The following is an 18,741-nucleotide window of genomic DNA, read 5'->3' as shown; positions in this document are numbered from 1 at the left end:
GATGCGCTCCATCGTTTAGAGACACGGCGCAGGGCGCCGTGGTGGCGGCCGGCGCCGCAGCGCCAGCCAGAAGAACAGCGCGTTGAGACCGTACACCGCCATCGTCGCCAGCGCGATGCCATTGACGCCAAGACGTGGCACCAACAACAGGTTGCCAAGTACCTTACCGCCACAGCCGATGACGCCGGACCAGGCAATCAAGCCGTAGCGGCGTTGGCTGAGGGCGTAGCTCACCAGCACCATCGACGCAAAATAGAAGGGCAACTGCGGCAAGCCGTAGCGCAATACCGCGGCGACCTGCGCCGTGTCGGTGGCACCGAACTGGCCCCGCTCGAACAGGAGCCGTATCACCCACGGCGCGGCGAGATAGCTCAACAGCATGACGGCGACCCCACCGGCGAACATCAGGCGCGCCCACGACACGGCGACGCGGTAGACCTCCCCTTCAGCATCGGCGCTGACCTGCGAGAACACCGGCAGCGTGGCGCGCGAGACGGCGATGGCTGCCAGGCCGAGAATCAGCGACAACACCCGATTTGCGTAGCCCAGCGTGGCGAGCGCCCCAGTGCCGAGGCCAACCGCATAGAACTGATCGATGATCACGGTAAAGCTCATCAAGGCCTGACCAGCGAGCATGATGCCGAAGCCTTGCCAGAACCATTGCCACTGAGCAGAGTCTCTGGTGAAGACAGGCGCTTCGAGTTCGCGGTGCCTCGACATCGGCGCCAGGAGCGTCAGCAGGTGGCAGGCGCAGCCAGCAATCGTGCCCCAGACAAGGGGGTTGATACCGCCGCCAGCAAATAGCAGGACTGCGGCTGCAATGAACAGCGTTGGCACGCATTCGAGCAAAGTGTTGACGTGGCGCTGCGCTGCAAGCAGCCACGTCGATAGCAGCGCGACCAGCAGGCCCAGGGGCAGCATGAGGATCAGGCCGGGAAGCGCCGTCGCGGCGAGCTGCGCCGAGTGCGCCGGCAAGCCGCTTCGGTCGAACCGCAACAAGGCGCCGATGCCCAGCCACCCGAGCAGCGCCAGCGCCATGCCCAGCACTAGCGTAAAACCGGCCAGTTCGGCGCGAAAACGCGGGATCGCCTGCGGACTGGACACGCGCATGCGCGCCACCAGCGGCACGAGCACTGCAGTCAGCACGCTGGCCCAGATGCCGAGTGGCCAGGACACAAGGTTGTACACGAACTGGTAAGCATCCACCTCGGCGGCAAGGCCGTAACGGTAGGCGACGGCCATTTCCTTCGCCGCGCTCATCAGCTTGCCGAGCAGAGTGAACAGCGCCACAGTCAGCAGCCCGCGGAAAATCGCGAGATGCTGCGGATCGGCGATGCGGCACCGTGCGCCGAGCGTATCGAGCAGACTCACTTGCCCTCCGCGTCGCGGCTGGGCGACATCGTCAGCGCCTGCGGCAGATGCTTGGCAGGCGTGAGCATGGTTTACACCGCGCCTGCCGTGGCTTTATCACTGGCGCCGGTGCTGGCGCAAGTGCTGGCAACAGTGCTGGTAACGTGGTCCGCAACAGTGCCGGCGACTTCATCCGCAACCGTGCTGACAAACTCGTCCCCAACCATGCCGGCAAATTCGCTGGCAACAGCGCCCGCACCCGGCATGGGATTGCCAAGGTGCTTGCGATACCACGGCACAGCCGCCTTGAGGCCGGCATCGATGCGGTAAGCCGGCGCATACCCGAGTTCACGCACGGCCTTGCTCACATCCGCCCGCGAATGGCGCACATCGCCAGCGCGAAACGCGGTGTGACACGGTTCCATGATTGCCGTTACACCCTGCGTGGTGAGAATAGTTTTTAGAGAGGCGAACAACTGGTTCAGCGTCGTTGCCTCGTTCACGGCCACGTTGTAGACCGCACTGCCTGCCTCAACCGGCGCCATCGCCGCCAGCAGGTTCGCTTGCACTGCATTCTCGACATAGCAGAAGTCGCGGCTCGTGTTGCCGTCGCCATGGATCTGCACCTGGCGACCTGCCATCATCGCTGCGATCCATGTCGGGATCACGGCGGCGTAGGCGCCGTTTGGATCTTGGCGCTTGCCGAACACGTTGAAGTAACGCAGCCCCACGGTGCGCAGTCCATAGCAACGGAAAAACACGTCCGCATACAGCTCATTGACGTACTTTGTCAGCGCATAGGGTGACAGCGGCTTGCCGATGCGCTCTTCCACCTTGGGCAGATCGGGGTGATCGCCATAGGTCGAACTGGATGCCGCATACACGAACGATGTCACCTGCGCATCGCGCGCCGCCACCAGCATGTGAAGAAAGCCGTTGATATTGGCGTCGTTGGTGGCGAGCGGGTCTGCAATCGAGCGTGGCACCGAACCCAGCGCAGCCTGGTGTAGCACCTTGTCGACGTTGGCGACGGCCTGCCGGCACATGTGCGGATCGCGGATATCCCCATGCAGGAACGTGAAGCGCTGCCATTGGCTGGCGGTTACAAGACTGCGCACTTCATCCAGGTTGCGCTGAAAGCCGGTCGACAGATTGTCCAGGCCAACGACGGTCTGGTCGAGCTTTAACAGCGTTTCAAGCAGATTGGAACCGATGAAGCCCGCGCAACCGGTGATCAGCCACCGCTGGGGATGCGCGCGCAGCGCCTTCTGGATATTGTCGAAGTTGGGCATGGACCGGTTCCTGTCAGGGGTGGCAAATGGGATGGATGTGCTGGGTGTGCGCGAGGCCGCATCGGTCAGACCGCCCTGCTTCTGGGCTGTGGCCGAAGACCGAGAATGACGGCGGGGCGGCGGCAGCGCCCCCAATGGCCCCGCACGAGGCGCATGTAGACCGCCACGTAGATCACCATCTGGGCCAGGACCAGCGCCACTGCAGCAGGCACGGTATCGCCGAGCAGCACGGCAGCAATCGTCGCGGCGCTGAGCCAGGCGGTGACGAAGCAGGCCACGCCCGCATTGCGGCGCCATGTGTAGCGGACGACGCGGATCTTGTTGCAGGCAACGCGGCGGTAGAACAGCGAGTGCAGATGCAGGCGGTCCGGCGCACCGACCAGGGCGCTGTGCAGAAACTTTCGGCGATACATGCTGAACAGGACCTCGATCACCGGGTACGCGTAGATGGCGAGAATCTGCCACGCGTTGATGCCGGGATTGCGCACAATCGTCAGCACTGCCACTTCTGCCGCCCAGAAGCCGATGAAATACGCGCCACCGTCGCCCATGAACAGGCGGCCGGTCGGGTAATTGAGCAGCAGGAAGCCGATGGTGGCACCTATCCCGGCCAAGGCCAGCAGGGTGACGATGGGATCCCCAGCCTGCCATGCCAGAAAACCTGCGCCGGCAAGAATGACGACAATCGTGCCACCGGCGACGCCGTTGAAACCGTCGACGATATTGATGGCATTGGAGACACCGGCCACTGCAAACGCGGTCACGGCAAACGACACGGGAAGCCAGTGCAGGACGCCGTCGAGCGCCCAGATATCCAGGCGCGGCAGATGCGCTTCCACCAGCCAGGCGGCGAGCACGGCGCTGGTCAGGATGGCGCACAGCCGGAGACGGACCGACACTTGCTTGGTCAGGTCTTCGACGATGCCGGCCAAAAAAGCTGGCAGTGCTGCCAGCAACAGCAGCAAAATGAGCGCGTTTGTTTCGGTTTGCAGCGCTAGCGGATAGCCCACCAGACCGCCATACGCCGGGACTGCCAGTACGCCCGCCACCATGGCCACGCCACCAGTGCGTGAAACCATGTTCTTGTGAACTTTCTGGACACCATTGACATCGATATCAAATGAAAACCTGCCATGCCAACGCTCGGTGAGGATATTGAGCATGCAAATGAACAAGCTGACCAGCAATGCCAATAAAAACGTTTCGAGAAGCGGGAGCATTACTTCAGGCGGCAACACGGATTCAACATCATTAAAATTCTTTATCGCCATCACGCCCTCCGTTTTTATCTGAAAAACGTTCGACAGGTACATGCACGGCTCAGAATGACGATGTTATCGACACACTCGATATTCGTTTAGGCCGCCTTTAAACCGGTGTTTACTTTAGCAAATTGGCGAGTAAGAAAACGTTGAAAATATCGATGCATCTGCCGTCTCACCTCCGTCATCAGATGCATTTTTATGATTGGTTTCTTCAGCGATCAATCCATTAGAAAATATCGACCGAAATACACTCACGATGGCGGAGTGGAGTAGGACGCAGGAGTAGAAACGTGCACACCGGGTTGCCGTGGGCGCGACGACTGCGCGGTTCAGACGGCAAAAGCATTTGCAGGCCAGCTCACTCCTGCACGGTCGTCGTCGGTGCCCCGCCCCTGGCGGCGTCGGCTGACGCTTCACCGTGTCCTGGAGCCGCTGGCGCCTCACGTCTGGCGGTGCTGACGGCGCCCTCGCCTTGCTCAGCAGTGGGCGGCACAGCGTCTTGCGGGCCAATATTGCCTTCGTCCAGCGGCGCCTGCGTACCGATCGCGAGCCGCCGCACGGCCCAGGCCGCCCCGCCCCGGTGCTTGCGCCGCACGAGTGCATTTTTCAATACCGAGGCGCCGACACCGCCTGCCAACCCCAGCAGACAAGCCAGCACGAGCATGACCGGCAAGCCGAGCGTGACTGACTGCAACGGTATCTGGGCCCGGTCGACGACGCGCACGTTGACGTGATTGGACAGCATCAATGCATCGAGCTTGTGGCGCGTATTGAGCAGTTCAAAACTCATCTGGCTGTGCGCCAGCTTGTCACGATTGACCGCCAGTATTTCTTGCTGGGCTGCGCCAAAGCCCTTGCGCCTGGCCTCGATATCGGCCAGGTCACCGCGGATCGAGGCGATGTGCCGCGTCACGACCAGCATATCGGGATGCCGTTCGCCAACGCGGCCCGACAAAGCGATTTTCTGCTGCTCCTTTGCCGTGAGCTCGGCCTGCAGCACCAGCGATTGCTGGGCCAGGATACGTGCGTCCTCGCTCAGGTCGGATGCGCCGTGCTGTTGCAGGAGTTCGTCAAGCCTGGCATCGAGTTCATGAATGCGGCGTTGCGCTTGCGCGACTTGCTGGTCGTAGAACACCAGCTGGTTCTTCACCTCGTCGTTTTTTTGGGTGGTCTGCTGCTGGATATACTGGTCGCCGATTTCATTGAGGATCCGGCTGACCAGCTCGGGCCTGGCGCCCTGCAGCGACACGCCGATCACATTCGACAGCCGTCCCTTTTCGGCGATCGCCAATGACCGTTGCAGCCTGTCCACCGCCTGCCCCTGGCGACTTCGATACAGTGTGAACGCCGCGCCCGGTCTGGCGTGAATTTGAGCGACCAGGATGTCCAGCGGCCCCGCAAGCAACCTGGCGTGCAGCCGCTGGCCAACCTTGCCGTGCAACCGTATGCCGGCCTCTTGCTGGCTGAGCGTATAGCTATCCGGGCCGCTGACGACCAGATTGAAGGGCTGGTCCAGCAGCGCATCAGGCACATTGAAGATGTCCACCCGCACCTGCTCGTTTCCCCATACATAGCCGCCGACGCCGAACAGGCCGGGCTCCGACAACCCTGGATTGCTGCGTGCGATGAAGGCGCCCACCACGGGAAACAGGGTCGGCTCGACAGCGATATCGAGGTGCAGGGCAGTCACGACCCGCGCCAGGATCGAGCGCGAACGCAGGATCTCGATTTCGGTAATGGCCGGGGTTTCTGTCTGCACGTCGGCCGATGGCGGCGCGTTGCGCGTGATCTGGATCAGGATGTTCGATTCGTAGGCCGGCTTCACACTGAGTGCAACGGCAATGGCGAAGATCGCGATCGCGCACCCCACGGCTGCGATCAGCCAGCCGTTGCGCAGCACGTGCCGGACCGCGAGCAGCGCCGAGGACTCCGTGCCCTCTCTGCTGCGCCGCGACAGCGGCGTGGCCATTGGCTGCAGAGCGCGTTTCATGCCTGGCCCGTATCTGCCTGGCGGCAGCGCGCGCTGCAAGCATGCAGCGCATCGGCAAATTGCCTGGCCACCGACCCCGCCGCCACCGACTGTGCGCACATCAGGTACAAGCGTGTGCCGTGATGGCGCGCGCCCGCCAGCGGCAAGGCGCGCAGATGCCGGGCGTCGAGCGCCTGTTGTACCTGGAACCTGGGCAGCCACGCATAGCCCACACCCTGCCGCAGGATACCGATGGCCCGCTCAGGATTGCACACACGCCAGGAACCGGGATGAGGCAGCACCGCCTCGCCCATGCCGGCGCCGCCACCCTGTTGCGCCGGGGCGATGACGATTTGAGAATGCGTGTTGAGCTCATGATGCGTGATGTTTCGCTTGCCCAAAAACAGCGGATGGGCGGGATGCGCCACAGCGATATGCTCGACCTCGAACAGAAAACTGGCGGCAAAGCCCGGCACCGGCTGCGCGCCGATGACGATGTCGGCCTCGCCCGCATGCAGCACGCGCCGCGCGCCGTCGGGCGTGACTTCGCTGACGCTCAGGCGCAGGTCGTGCAGTGACGGCGAGCACTGCCGCACGGCCTGGATCAGCAGGTCGGATGGAAAGCCGGGGTCCATCGCCACGCGGATGTCCGGACCGCAGCCATGGCGCAGCGTGTCGGCCAGCACCTCGAGCGCGTTGGCCTGCCTGACCAATTCGCGCGACCTTTCCAGTAAACATTGGCCAGCGGCGGTGATCTGCGCTTTGCGCCCTTTCAGTTCCAGTAGCGCGACGCCCAGTTGCTCTTGCAGCTTGGCAACGGCATGGCTGACGGTCGACTGGGTTACGTGCAATTGATCGGCGGCGCCATCGAAACCATCGAAATCAATTACAGCGTGAAACATGTTCCATTGCTTGAGACTGATACGCGGCGTCCTGGTTTTACAAGACTGAACGGCGCCAGATGGCGATCTGGCGTCATGATCGATTACATGCGCGATATCCGGCAGAATATCCAATGGTTCAAACAGTTTCATGGCGTATCCCACTTACATTATCCGTGCAGATATTTAATTGAGAAAAGCTTCAAAACATCCCGCGCGTATGCGCAATACCATTGGATGATATGCAGGACCTCCCGATTGGATTCTGCGTGCCGTCAATGCATCGGAATAGCGAAAAAAAATTCAGGCTAACTGAATCCGACAGCAGGCATTGCACCTGCCGAATATACAAAAAAGAAATTCCCTATTAAATATAGTATTTAAACTATTTTAATAGGGAATCAGTATTACCAGCAGCTATCGATGGCAGCCGCCTGCCATCGGCAAACCGCCATCAAGCGCCGGCCAGCACCGACAGATCCACCACGGCCAGGCCGCCCAGATCCTGCTCGGTATTGCCGGCGAACGCCGCGCGGCTCGCCGTGCCGTTCTTCAGGTACTTCTGCACGACCGCCTTCACCTGCGCCTGCGTACAGCCGAGCACACCCTGGCGGAAACGCTCGCGCGTGGCCATGTCGGTGCCGCGCCGGTACATGCGCCAGCCCAGGCGTACCGCATCCCACGGTGCTTCCGGCTTGTCGAGCTTCTTGATGACGCCGATGATGGCTTCTTCGACCTGCTCGTCGCTGTAGTCGGACGCCAGGATGGTGTCGACTGCCGCATCGAAATCACGGTAGGTAGCCGCCAGGCGCGGGTCGCGGAACGAGGCCATCGAGAACACACCGGAATCACCTGCATACGAGGCGCTGCCGCCATACGCGCCACCCGCTTCGCGCAGCGCCGTGTGCAGCACCTGGTTGGTAAACAGCTCGGCAGCCACGCTCAGGGCGCCGGCGTCATCGTCGTGCGACATCGGCACTGCCCAGGCGATATTGCAGTGATTGACCTGGCCTGCCGCGTGCAGCGCGACGTTCGCCGGGGCTTGTGGCGCGGCTTCTGCAAACTCGCCAGGCGCCGCAGCTGCACCCGTGGTGGCGCCGGACGTTGGCCACGCCGCCGCCAGCAGGCGCGCCAGGTCATGGCCATCGTCGCCACTGCCGGCGCACAGGATGCTCGGGCGCTGTGCCACGATGGCGGCGTGGATGCGCGCCAGTTCGGCCGCCACCTGCGCCACACCTTCCGGCGTTGCGGCCAGGGTTTTCAGGCGCGCGTTGAATGCCAGCGCCGTCGGTCCGGCAATGGCGTCCTGGAAGCGCCGCACCTGTGCCAGCGGCGCGCTCACGGCCATGGACGCATAGTGGCTGCCGGCCTGCGCCAGGTCGTCCAGCGTGTTTTCCACCTTGCGCTCGAGCAGATAACGCAGGCGCACGGCCTCGTCGAAACGTGGTCGGGCCATATAGGCGTCGAGCACCGCGACGATATTGGCATGCTCTTCGCGCAGGGCGTTGGCCGATACCGTCAGGTCGATGCGCAGCGCGCCGTCCGGCAGCTGAAACGGCTGCAGATCGAAGCCGAACGACGGCACCATGCGCTGACGCCAGGCGCCGGCATCGGCGTAGTCCTGGCCATCCAGGCCGAGATCGTCGCGCAGCTGCGTGTACAGCGCCAGCCATGGCCAGTCGGCGGCCGGGATGGCCGACACGTCATACACGATGCTGGCGGACGAAATGCCGTTCGAACCGATGCTGAACGCATGGATGTCGTTCGCGGTCGGTGCAAACGCGGGCAAGGCGCGCGGCTGCGTGCTCACGTCGCCGGGCCGGATGCGCGGCAGCACCTGCGAATCGAAGGCTGTTTTCTGGTGCGCTTCGAGGGCTACGGTATCGGCCGCAATGCGCGCGCGGTCGGCGTCGGTCAGCTGGGCCGAGGCCTGCGCCAGACGCGCGCTTTCCACGGCGTCACGGTCAGAAAAATAGGCGGCGTCCGGCACGATGGTCGAGACCAAGCGGCCAGGCGAGGTCAACAGGTTACGCACGAGCGCCTTGAAGTAAGCCGGATCGGCGATATCGCTTTCCATCGCCTGCAGGATCGCATCGCTGTCGAACGCGGTGACGACGTCGCCGTCGCGCATCGCGACCGGCAGCGCCACCAGCAGGCGTTCGAGCACGTTCGGCATGCTGCCGCTGCGCGTATTGCGCTGCTGGTACTTGAGGTCGCGCAGCGCGGCCTGCAGCGTGGCATGCTCCACGCCCTGCTCGGCCACCTGCTCCAGCGTGGACCAGATCAGCGCTTCGGCCAGCGGCGCCTGGGCCTCGGTGAGGCCCTCCATGCCGACGTGGAACAACATCTGGCGGGCGCTGTCGTCATGGCCATTGAAGCCCGACGGGCGGCCATAACCCGCCGTCTCCATCGCCTTCATCAGCGGTGCCGCGGCGTCGCCCAGCAGGCCGGCCGACAGCAGGCTCGCTTCGAACGCCACTTTCGGGATCGCCGACTCGCCCATCAGCCACGTCATTTGCAGCCCGAATTCGTTGTCGCGGCCCTGCTGCGACGGAATGCGCACGGTATTGCGCTGCGGCGCCGCGAAAGCGCTGGCCAGTTGCGGCACGCGCCGCGCGGAGGCATCGATCTGGCGCGCCAGCACGCGCTCGGCAATGCGGGCCTGGACCGCAGCAGCAGGCAATGGCCCGGCCGTCATGAAGACCGCCTGCGACGGATGGTAATGGCTGGCGTGGAAGTCCTTGAGCATCTGGTGCGTGAGCTCGGGGATGGCCAGCGGATCGCCACCCGAATCGACCTCGTAGGTGGTGCCGGTCAGGATCGTCGAGGTCAGGCCCTTGTACAGCGCGTGGCCCGGGTCGGCGAACGCACCCTTCATTTCATTGAAGACCACGCCCTGGTAACCGAGCACGCCATCGGTGAGCGTATAGCGCCAGCCCTCTTGCAGGAAGTTCAGGTAGTCGAGCTTCGGGAAGAAGGCGGCGTCGAGGTACACGTCGAGCAGGTTGTAGAAATCGTTTTCGTCGGTGCTGACGAACGGATACACGGTGCGGTCGGCATAGGTGAACGCATTCATGAAGGTCGCGGTGGAGCGGCGCAGCATGGCAAAGAACGGATCGCGCACCGGATAGCGCTGCGAGCCGCACAGCGCCAGGTGTTCGAGGATGTGCGCGCGGCCATCGCTGGCGTCGGGCACGGTGGGAAAGCCTACCAGGAACGCCATGTCGGCGCCGCTGGTGGTCAGGTGGATGTGGCGCGCGCCGGATGCTGGCGCGACATACTCTTCCATCGTGGCCTGGAGTGCAGGAATGGCGTGACTGCGGAGGTGCTCGAAATGACTCATGTACGGTTCTTTCAGAATATGGCAATGGTCGTGGTGGGCCATGAAGACGTTGAACGACGGCATGACGACCACAATGCCCTGAAATTCTACCGCGTGCCGGGCACACGCGTTGGCACCGGCCAAACCAGGGTGACAGACTCATCAATATACTAAAATATATTTTGTTTTTCGATATAGTGTGTTTCAATAGAGTCTGACGAAAGCGATACCATGAACCATCATCCAGAACCTTTGAACCTGCTAGAGATGCAAGCCGCCGCCGTGCGCGCCTGCGCGTTGCTCAAGACGCTGGCCAACCCGGACCGGCTATTGCTGCTGTGCCAGCTGACCCAGGCCGAATACTGCGTCAGCGAGCTGGCAGCGGCGTCGGGCATTGCCCAGCCCACCCTCTCGCAACAACTGGGCGTGCTGCGGGAAGAGCGCCTGGTCACGACCCGGCGCGACGGTAAGCAAATCTATTACAGCCTGGCCAGCAACGCGGCCAGCGCCGTGCTGCAGGTCCTGTACCAGCAATTCTGTGCACAACCGGGAGGCAGCGATGACCGTAAACTGGACTGACTTCACACCCTGGACCGCGCTGGGCGGCGGCGTGCTGATCGGCCTCGCGGCCGCCATGTTCGTGCTGTTCAATGGCCGCATCGCCGGCATCAGCGGCATCCTCGGCGGACTGCTGCGCCCGGCCCCGGTCGAGCTTGGCTGGCGCATCGCGTTTCTGCTCGGCCTGATCGCCGCGCCGCTCGTGTACATGCTGGCCGCCCCGTTGCCCGCCATGCGCATCGATGCCGGCACGGGCACCCTGATCGCCGCCGGCCTGCTCGTCGGCATCGGCACCCGCTACGGCGCCGGCTGCACCAGCGGCCATGGCGTGTGCGGGCTGGCACGCGGCTCGGCCCGTTCGCTGGCGGCGACGCTCGCGTTCATGGGCGCGGGTTTTGCCACCGTGTTCATCGTGCGCCATCTACTGGCTTGAGGAGAACATATGAACATCCTGATGGCATTGATTACCGGGCTCGTGTTTGGCATCGGCCTGATCGTATCCGGCATGACCAACCCGGCCAAGGTCCTGGGTTTTCTCGACCTGGCCGGCCGCTGGGACCCGTCGCTGGCGCTGGTCATGGCCGGTGCGATCCTGGTGGCATTGCCCGCGTTCCGGGTCGCTGCCAGGCGCCGGCAATCGCTGCTGGGCGAGCCCATGCAGCTGCCGACCGCCACCCGGATCGACCGCCGGCTGGTACTGGGGAGCCTCGCCTTCGGCGCCGGCTGGGGACTGGCCGGTTTCTGTCCTGGTCCGGCGCTGGCTTCGCTCGCGACGGGCGCAGTACAGCCGCTCATTTTCTGCGCCGCCATGCTGGCTGGCATGGGCATCTTTGAATTCATCGAACGGCGCGGGTCCTGATCCACCGCTCACCGGAGGTACCATGATTTTCAAGCAACTTTTCGAACCGCTGTCGAGCACCTATACCTATCTGCTGGGTGATCCGCAGACCGGCCAGGCCATCCTGATCGACCCCGTGATCGTGAGTATGGAGCGCGACCTTGGCGTCCTGCACGATCTGGGGCTGACACTGGCCTTCACGCTCGACACCCATATTCATGCCGACCACATCACCGCAGCGCTGGCATTGCGCAACGCCACCGGCAGCAAGATCGCCGCGCCCGCGTTCGACAACCTGCCCTGCGCCGATGTCGCAATCGAGGAAGGCCGTCCGTTCGAGGTCGGCGGCATATCCCTGCAGCCGCTGCATACGCCCGGCCATACCGATGGACATTTTTCCTATCTGCTGGGCGAACGGGTCTTTACCGGCGATGCCCTGCTGATCGACGGCTGCGGTCGCACCGATTTCCAGAACGGGGATGCCGATGCGCTGTATCGCAGCGTGACTGAAAAACTGTTCGCGCTGCCGGATGAGACGCTGGTCTATCCCGCCCACGATTACCAGCAGCGCCATGTTTCCTCAATTGCCCAGGAAAAACAGCGCAACCTGCGACTCGGCGCCGGCAAGACGCTTGATGAGTTTCGCTCGATTATGGCCGAGCTTGCCCTGCCCTACCCGACCTTCATCGACTATGCCGTGCCGGGCAACCGGGCGTGTGGCGTGTGTCCGGCGGATCTGCCCGAACGCCTCGCTCACTATTGCCGGCAAATGGGCGTCAGTCTCCAGGGCTGAAGTCTGCGCTGCAATCGTGCTGGTGGCAGCATCGGTCCCATTCGTCTTATCATATGTCTCGCTACGGCCGCCCACGCAAGCCGGCCGGCACACTCCCCGTCAACCTAAAGGAATTCCATGTCCGAAACACTCACCGTCACCACCGCCGAACGCGGTTTCGATTGCTACGTGGCCCGTCCCGACGTCGTCGGTACCTACCCGGTCATCATCGTGCTGCAGGAAATCTTTGGCGTGAACGCCGGCATCCGCAGCATCGCCGACAACTACGCCGCCAAGGGCTATATCGCCGTCGCTCCCGACCTGTTCTGGCGCGAAGAGCCGGGCGTGGATTTGTCGGAAGCGAATGAAGCGGACGTCGCGCGCGCGTTTGCACTGTACAAGAGCTACGATTTCGACCACGGCGTGCAGGACATCGCCGCCACCATCAGCGCAGCGCGCACGATGGAAGGCAGCACCGGCAAGGTCGGCGTTACCGGCTACTGCCTGGGCGGCCTGATGACCTACCTGAGCGCAGCGCGCACCGATGGCGATGCGTTCGCGGCCTACTACGGCGGCGGCACCGACAACTACCTGTCCGAAGCAAAGAACATCGGCGCGCCGTTCCTCTACCACCTGGCCGGCGCCGACGAATACATTGGTCCGGACGCGCAAGAGAAGATCAAGGCAGCATTCGCCGACAGCACCGACGCCGAGATCCATGTCTACCCGGGTTGCGACCACGCATTTGCCCGGCCAGGCGGCGGTCACTACGACCATGACGCGGCCACGCTGGCCAACAGCCGCACCGACGAGTTCTTCGCACGCACGCTGCGCTGATCCGGCGCCTGGCGCCGATATCGTCTGCCGGCGCCATGCCGGCAGACGACGTTTTCTCGGCTGACGAATCAGGCGCTCAATGAAGAACCGGGAGCGGCTGACAACGGCTTTCTTCACAATCTTCTTTACACGTGGCACGACCAACTGAGGAAGAAAAGCTGGGGTCAGGTCTGACATTTGGACACGGCCTCAGCCTTGCACGAGTCGCGCCCACAGTCCGGGCTTAGATTCGACACTTTGCCCTATCTCCATTTCTCATGCGACGGCGTTTGAACGAGCCGAGCCTCTCAACCTGATGCAGAGTTGTTTGTTCAACGACATGATTTCTCACCACCTGAGACCATGCAGTTCGAATATTTGACGGAATGCGCCATTCGCACAAAAGACATCTTTGCCGACGAGGTCATTGAGCACGCGCGGGGCATCTGGAGAAGTCAAGACTCTCACCTGTGCAGCCGTCGGTTTGGTATAAATATTTGTGGACGCCGCCAGCCATTTTTGCAGTTCGCGGATCAGATGCGCCTTGTGCAGTGAATCCATCTGGCTATTTGCCATTTTGAGGATGGTTGTAAGCCACGTCCAGGGCTCCCGTCGTGCCAGTGAAAGAGCAAGTGTGTGGTCAGATTTTTCTTCTGCCAGGGCCACCGCTTCGTCCAGAGGGATGTATGCGCCGAAGTCTTCGATGAACACAAGAGCCAGTTGCCGAACCCTGGCAAATTGGCTGGCCAGCGCAAATCGCAAGATGTCGTCACGTGCATCGGGAGCCAGACGGGCCCATGACATGACAGCAGCAGCCTGCGTCCGGGCGTGCGGCATGGCGGCGAACCGTTTGATGATCGCGACATGGTCGCGCGTGCCGCATGCAGCCAGTGAGGCCAGGCAAATACGTGTCCTGCGCATCGTCAGAACGTCATGAGCAAGGCGGTCGGCATAAAACTGCGCAACCGGATAGCCTCTTTCTTTCAAGTGCCACATCGCTACTTCGCGCACCGAACTTTGCGGATCCAATAGGGCCTGCTCGGCTAAAGCGTCGGCCTGTTCGCCAGCAGAATTCAAGGACTCGCGCAGGGCAGCCGTGCGAACTGCGCCGAAGGGACTTGCCAGCCCGATGTTTGCCAGCGTTCTCAGCTCGTTTACTTTTAGCCCGGCTACCAAACGCCAAGCCGCAAGCGACGTGACGAAGTCGGCCCCATTCTCGAGCACGCGCTGCGCCAGCTGGCCTGCGTCGAGCAGGGAATTCGTGCTGGCAATATTGAAGCACGAGCGCGCCACTTCGCCAGTCCCCGTTACGGCCTCGACAACCAGGGCATCGGCGCCCACGACATCGACAACGATGGCGTAGTACTGTTCAATCCAGGTGACATGATTCTCGCGCTTTGCGAGTCGCAACCGATCAATGACAGGCAGCGTTTTCAGGATTGCGGCTGGCGGGAGAACCGGCACCAGCGCCAGGAGCGCCGTACGCGCCGCTTGACGCACTTGTGGAACCCAGTCGTTCAATCGCTCCAGAATCGCCTCAAGCAGCTCCGGCGAGCGAAGCTCGGCCGCACGAACCAGTACGTCCTCCCGAATGAATCCGTGATAGTCACGCGATAAATCGACCAATTGAGCAATCGATGCTGTTTTCAACTCCTTGCGCATCCCTGCTACCGTTGGCGGACGCGAACCGAAAAGAAAGCGTAATAGTTTGCTCATATTGCTCGCGTAGAATTTGGGACGTTAGATTTTTATGAGGTCAGCCCGGTAGACTTTACGTCATCCGCGCGTTACGTTGCTCTCCCCAACCAATCGTGACGCAGCGGTAGAGTACCTTACAGGTAACACTAACGAGCTTATTTTACGATCAAGTCCTCCTTCCGCCACCGTCACCACAAGCGCGCGTCAAGAGCCCCCATGCGTGCGGCATGCCCATAAAATTCATGCTGTAATGACAGCGCGTGCCAGTCAGCACGCGCGCCCAGCGTCCATTGCCACTCCACGGAGTCAACATGCTCGAATCGGTCGGCACACCTACCCTCTATCTCTCCTTCACCGCGTTCGTCGTCGTCATGCTGGCCATCGATTTCTTCGGCCTCAAGACGTCGGGCGATCACAAGGTCAGCACGAAAGAAGCGGCCATCTGGTCGCTGATCTGGATCTCGGTGGCGCTGGCCTTCGGTGGCTGGTTCTACTGGTATCTCGAAGGCATTGCCGGCCCGGTCGTGGCCAAGGCAAAGTCGCTTGAATACCTCACCGGCTACCTGATCGAAAAATCGCTGGCGGTCGACAATGTGTTCGTCTGGATCACCCTCTTCAGCTTTTTCGGCGTGCCGCCGCAATACCAGAAGCGCGTGCTGCTGTATGGGGTGCTGGGCGCCATCGTGCTGCGCGCGATCCTGATTTATCTGGGCGCGCTCCTGCTGGCCCAGTTCCACTGGATCCTCTACATCTTCGGGCTATTCCTGCTCTACACCGGTATCCAGATGCTGATCTCGGCCGACAGCGAACCCGACCTGGCCGACAACAAGGTGCTGAAATGGCTGCGCGGCCACATGCGGATCACCGACGAATACCATGGCGAAAAGTTCTTCATCATGCGCGACGGCCTGCGCTTTGCAACGCCGATGTTCGTGGTGCTGATCATGGTCGAGATCACGGACGTGATCTTCGCGGTCGATTCGATTCCGGCGATCTTCGCCGTCACGAGCGACCCGTTCATCGTGTTCACGTCGAACGTGTTCGCCATTCTCGGCCTGCGCGCGATGTACTTCCTGCTGGCCGACATGGCGGACCGGTTCCACCTGCTCAAATATGGCCTGGCGGGGATCCTGATCTTCATCGGCATCAAGATGCTGCTGCTCGATATCTACAAGATCCCGACCGGCATCGCGCTGGGGGTGGTCGGGGTGATTCTGGCGGGGTCGGTGGTGGCCAGTCTGCTCACGTCCAAACCCGTCCCGAAAACGCCACCGGGCTGATCACGCGGCGGCGGCAGCGGCGAAGCGCACCTCGTGCAGCAGCGACTTGATCTCGGGGATGCATGAGCCGCAGTTGCCGCCCGCCTTCAGGCAGGCCGTCACCTGCCCGGGCGTCTGCAAGTCCCCGGCCCGGATTGCGGCGCAGATCGTGTTGCGGCCAACGCCGAAACACGAGCAGACCGTCGGCCCGGGATCGGGGCCGGCTTGCACGGCGCGGCCGGCCAGCAGCGTGGCCCGCTCGCGCGGCCCCAGTTCGGGTGCGGCGAACAGTCCGCCCAGCCACGCGCGTGCCGGCAGATCGGGCACGCGCGCCACGAACAGGCAGGCTTCGAGGCGCCCGTCGACCAGCAGCGCCGCGCGCAGCATGCCTGCCGACTGGTCCTGGTACTCGATCCAGTCGGCGTCTGCATCCGCCGCTTCTCCAGTACCCAGCAACGCACGCGCCATGTCGAGCGTGACCGGTGCGCGCCCGGCCAGCTCATAGCGAATGAAGCCGCTGCCGCGCACCCGCGTCCAGTGCGCGACTGCCTCAAGGCTCAGATCATGTCGGCTCATGATGAAGCCATACCAGGCCACGCCGAACGGCTCGATCCGTACGGGCGTGTGCTTGAATTCCGGCTCGCCCGAGACCGGGTCGACTGCCGGATTGACCAGCGCCCCCACCCGCGCATCGGACGCGGTCTGCCCGTTCCAGTGAATCGGTACGAACGCAGCGCCGCGCGCGATACCGCCGCCGTGCGCCACGCGCGCGACCATCGCGCCCCAGCGTGAGCTGATGCGGGCCAGCTCGCCCTCGCGCACGCCGGCCAGCAGCGCATCGTGCGGATGCAGGTCGACGAACGGCTCGGTCGCATGGCCGGCCAGGCGCGGCGACTTGCCGGTACGCGTCATCGTGTGCCACTGGTCGCGCAGGCGTCCCGTGTTGAGCACCAGCGGGAATTCACTGCAAGGCGCATTGGCCGGTGCGCGCACGCCCGTCGCGATGAAGCGCGCCTTGCCATCCGGGTACGAAAAGCCGCCGCTGCCAAACAGGCGCGCTGTGCCCTCCCCCGCCGCGTTCACCGGCCACTGCACCGGTTGCAGCGCGTCATAGGCGGCGCGGCGCATGCCCACCAGCGGATCGAGCCGGAATGCGCGGCGGTAGCCATCGTCGTCATTCTTCCAGGCCGACAGGCGCGCGTGTTCGTCGAAGATCGCATGCGCGCTGTCGAAGTCGAACCCGGCATACCCCATGCGCTGCGCGACATCGCACAGCGCGCGCCAGTCGGCCCTTGCCTCGCCCGGCGCCGGCAAAAAGGCGCGCTGGCGCGAGATGCAGCGTTCGGAATTGGTGACCGTGCCATCCTTCTCGCCCCATGCCAGCGCCGGCAGCGCCACATGCGCATACGGCGCCAGGTCGGTGCTGGCCATGACGTCCGACACCACCACCAGTTCGCAGGCGGCCAGGGCGCGCCGCACCTGGTCGGCGTCCGGCATGCTCACGACCGGATTGGTCGCCATGATCCACACCGCTTTCACACTGCCCCCTTCGATCGCGCGGAACAGGTCCACGGCTTTCAGGCCGGGCTTGTCGGCGATGCGTGGCGCATCCCAGAACGTGCGTACGGCGTCGCGGTGCCCGGCGTTGTCGAGGTCCAGGTGCGCCGCCAGCATATTGGCCAGGCCGCCCACTTCGCGCCCGCCCATTGCATTGGGCTGGCCGGTCAGCGAAAACGGGCCCATGCCGGGACGGCCGATGCGGCCGGTGGCCAGGTGGCAGTTGATGATCGCGTTGACCTTGTCGGTGCCGCTGCTGGACTGGTTCACGCCCATCGAAAATGCGGTGACGACCCTATCGGTGCGGGCGAACAGGTCGTAGAACGCGTGCAAGTCATTCGGATCGAGGCCGCAGATGCGCGCCACGTCGTCGCCTGCGTTGGCGACATCGAGCGCCGTCTCCAGGCCAGTCGTGTGCGCTGCGACGTAGTCCGCATCGAACGCATCGCTGCGCGCCAGGTGCGCCAGCAGCCCGTTGAACAGCGCCACGTCGCTGCCAGGCTTCAACGCCAGGTGCAGGTCCGCCAGCTCGCAGGTGGCCGTGCGGCGCGGGTCGAGCACGACGATCTGCATGTCGGGCCGCGCTTCCTTGGCGCGCACGATGCGCTGGAACAGCGTCGGGTGGCACCAGGCCGCGTTCGAGCCGACCAGCACGATCACATCGGCCAGCTCGAAGTCCTCGTAACAGCCCGGCACCACGTCTTCGCCAAAGGCGCGCTTGTGACCAGCCACGGCGGACGACATGCACAGACGCGAATTGGTGTCGATATTGGCGCTGCCGACATACCCTTTCATGAACTTGTTGGCGACGTAGTAATCCTCGGTCAGGATCTGGCCCGACACGTACAGCGCCACCGCGTCTGGCCCGTGCTCGGCGATGATGCGCGCGAAGCCGTCTGCTACGGTATCCAGCGCCTCGTCCCAGCTGGCGCGCACCAGCGCCCCTTTCTTCCGCACGGCCGGATGCAGCAGGCGCCCATCCAGATCGAGCGTCTCGCCCAGCGCCGAGCCTTTCACGCACAGGCGGCCGCGGTTCGCTGCATGGTCGATGTCACCTTCGATCGTCGCGCCGCCACCGGGCAGCGCGGTCGCCTTCACGCCGCAGCCGACGCCGCAGTAGGGACAGGTGGTACGCACAGCGTGGATCGGAATGGTCATGGGGTC

Annotated in this window: 13 protein-coding genes and 1 pseudogene; 6 read left to right on the top strand and 8 right to left on the bottom strand. The window is 63.3% G+C overall.

The window, feature by feature from the left end:
• Positions 1 to 15: 15 nt before the first annotated feature.
• From murJ to AC1MGT_RS16665, 6 genes and pseudogenes are all read right to left on the bottom strand, one after another.
• Complete coding sequence (murJ, locus tag AC1MGT_RS16690) at positions 16 to 1,371, bottom strand: murein biosynthesis integral membrane protein MurJ (RefSeq protein WP_499501114.1); 1,356 nt, start codon at positions 1,369 to 1,371, stop codon at positions 16 to 18.
• Positions 1,372 to 1,625: 254 nt separating this feature from the next.
• Positions 1,626 to 2,642: pseudogene (locus AC1MGT_RS16685) on the bottom strand (SDR family oxidoreductase); the annotation flags it as partial.
• Positions 2,643 to 2,707: 65 nt separating this feature from the next.
• Positions 2,708 to 3,955 (bottom strand): MraY family glycosyltransferase, encoded by a 1,248-nt coding sequence (locus AC1MGT_RS16680; protein ID WP_499501113.1) that lies wholly within the window; start codon positions 3,953 to 3,955, stop codon positions 2,708 to 2,710.
• 310 nt (positions 3,956 to 4,265) lie between these two features.
• Complete coding sequence (locus AC1MGT_RS16675) at positions 4,266 to 5,876, bottom strand: GNVR domain-containing protein (protein ID WP_499501112.1); 1,611 nt, start codon at positions 5,874 to 5,876, stop codon at positions 4,266 to 4,268.
• Between the two features lie 17 nt (positions 5,877 to 5,893).
• Entirely contained in the window at positions 5,894 to 6,910 is a 1,017-nt protein-coding gene (locus AC1MGT_RS16670) for a LysR family transcriptional regulator (protein WP_499501111.1), read from the bottom strand.
• Between the two features lie 301 nt (positions 6,911 to 7,211).
• On the bottom strand, positions 7,212 to 10,100 hold the full coding sequence (locus AC1MGT_RS16665) for an insulinase family protein (RefSeq protein ID WP_499501110.1): 2,889 nt from the start codon (positions 10,098 to 10,100) through the stop codon (positions 7,212 to 7,214).
• Between the two features lie 210 nt (positions 10,101 to 10,310).
• Here AC1MGT_RS16665 and AC1MGT_RS16660 point away from each other — a divergent pair, with 210 nt between their 5' ends.
• From AC1MGT_RS16660 to AC1MGT_RS16640, 5 genes are all read left to right on the top strand, one after another.
• The gene (locus AC1MGT_RS16660) at positions 10,311 to 10,658 is read left to right on the top strand and encodes an ArsR/SmtB family transcription factor (protein WP_499501109.1); all 348 of its coding nucleotides are present in this window, start codon (positions 10,311 to 10,313) and stop codon (positions 10,656 to 10,658) included.
• A complete protein-coding gene (locus AC1MGT_RS16655) occupies positions 10,639 to 11,070 on the top strand; it encodes a YeeE/YedE family protein (RefSeq protein ID WP_499501108.1) in 432 nt (143 codons plus the stop codon). The genes AC1MGT_RS16660 and AC1MGT_RS16655 overlap by 20 nt, the downstream gene beginning before the upstream one ends.
• 9 nt (positions 11,071 to 11,079) lie before the next feature.
• A complete protein-coding gene (locus AC1MGT_RS16650) occupies positions 11,080 to 11,496 on the top strand; it encodes a YeeE/YedE family protein (RefSeq protein ID WP_499501107.1) in 417 nt (138 codons plus the stop codon).
• A gap of 22 nt (positions 11,497 to 11,518) precedes the next feature.
• Positions 11,519 to 12,268 (top strand): MBL fold metallo-hydrolase, encoded by a 750-nt coding sequence (locus tag AC1MGT_RS16645; RefSeq protein ID WP_499501106.1) that lies wholly within the window; start codon positions 11,519 to 11,521, stop codon positions 12,266 to 12,268.
• Between the two features lie 117 nt (positions 12,269 to 12,385).
• On the top strand, positions 12,386 to 13,084 hold the full coding sequence (locus AC1MGT_RS16640; protein WP_258836416.1) for a dienelactone hydrolase family protein: 699 nt from the start codon (positions 12,386 to 12,388) through the stop codon (positions 13,082 to 13,084).
• Positions 13,085 to 13,411: 327 nt separating this feature from the next.
• Here the strand turns inward: AC1MGT_RS16640 and AC1MGT_RS16635 are convergent, their stop codons facing one another.
• Entirely contained in the window at positions 13,412 to 14,779 is a 1,368-nt protein-coding gene (locus AC1MGT_RS16635) for a hypothetical protein (RefSeq protein WP_499501105.1), read from the bottom strand.
• A 293-nt stretch (positions 14,780 to 15,072) separates the two neighbouring features.
• Here AC1MGT_RS16635 and AC1MGT_RS16630 point away from each other — a divergent pair, with 293 nt between their 5' ends.
• Entirely contained in the window at positions 15,073 to 16,041 is a 969-nt protein-coding gene (locus AC1MGT_RS16630) for a TerC family protein (RefSeq protein ID WP_499501104.1), read from the top strand.
• Here AC1MGT_RS16630 and AC1MGT_RS16625 read toward each other — a convergent pair whose 3' ends face one another.
• Positions 16,042 to 18,735 carry a molybdopterin-dependent oxidoreductase gene (locus tag AC1MGT_RS16625; RefSeq protein WP_499501103.1) on the bottom strand — a complete coding sequence of 898 codons (2,694 nt, stop codon included), beginning with the start codon at positions 18,733 to 18,735 and terminating at the stop codon, positions 16,042 to 16,044. It abuts the gene before it with no gap.
• Positions 18,736 to 18,741 lie beyond the last annotated feature (6 nt).

This window comes from Telluria sp. BA11, assembly GCF_056680305.1.
Note: the sequence above shows the minus strand (reverse complement) of the source record. Positions and strands in the feature narration are given on the sequence as shown.

Bases quoted from the DNA above. Each gene is read 5' to 3' on its own strand.
- AC1MGT_RS16625 (WP_499501103.1), bottom strand. From the start codon at position 18,735: ATGACCATTCCGATCCACGCTGTGCGTACCACCTGTCCCTACTGCGGC.
- AC1MGT_RS16650 (WP_499501107.1), top strand. From the start codon at position 11,080: ATGAACATCCTGATGGCATTGATTACCGGGCTCGTGTTTGGCATCGGC.
- AC1MGT_RS16660 (WP_499501109.1), top strand. From the start codon at position 10,311: ATGAACCATCATCCAGAACCTTTGAACCTGCTAGAGATGCAAGCCGCC.
- AC1MGT_RS16640 (WP_258836416.1), top strand. From the start codon at position 12,386: ATGTCCGAAACACTCACCGTCACCACCGCCGAACGCGGTTTCGATTGC.
- AC1MGT_RS16675 (WP_499501112.1), bottom strand. From the start codon at position 5,876: ATGGCCACGCCGCTGTCGCGGCGCAGCAGAGAGGGCACGGAGTCCTCG.
- AC1MGT_RS16680 (WP_499501113.1), bottom strand. From the start codon at position 3,955: ATGTACCTGTCGAACGTTTTTCAGATAAAAACGGAGGGCGTGATGGCG.
- AC1MGT_RS16645 (WP_499501106.1), top strand. From the start codon at position 11,519: ATGATTTTCAAGCAACTTTTCGAACCGCTGTCGAGCACCTATACCTAT.
- AC1MGT_RS16670 (WP_499501111.1), bottom strand. From the start codon at position 6,910: ATGAAACTGTTTGAACCATTGGATATTCTGCCGGATATCGCGCATGTA.
- AC1MGT_RS16655 (WP_499501108.1), top strand. From the start codon at position 10,639: ATGACCGTAAACTGGACTGACTTCACACCCTGGACCGCGCTGGGCGGC.
- AC1MGT_RS16665 (WP_499501110.1), bottom strand. From the start codon at position 10,100: ATGAGTCATTTCGAGCACCTCCGCAGTCACGCCATTCCTGCACTCCAG.
- AC1MGT_RS16630 (WP_499501104.1), top strand. From the start codon at position 15,073: ATGCTCGAATCGGTCGGCACACCTACCCTCTATCTCTCCTTCACCGCG.
- AC1MGT_RS16635 (WP_499501105.1), bottom strand. From the start codon at position 14,779: ATGAGCAAACTATTACGCTTTCTTTTCGGTTCGCGTCCGCCAACGGTA.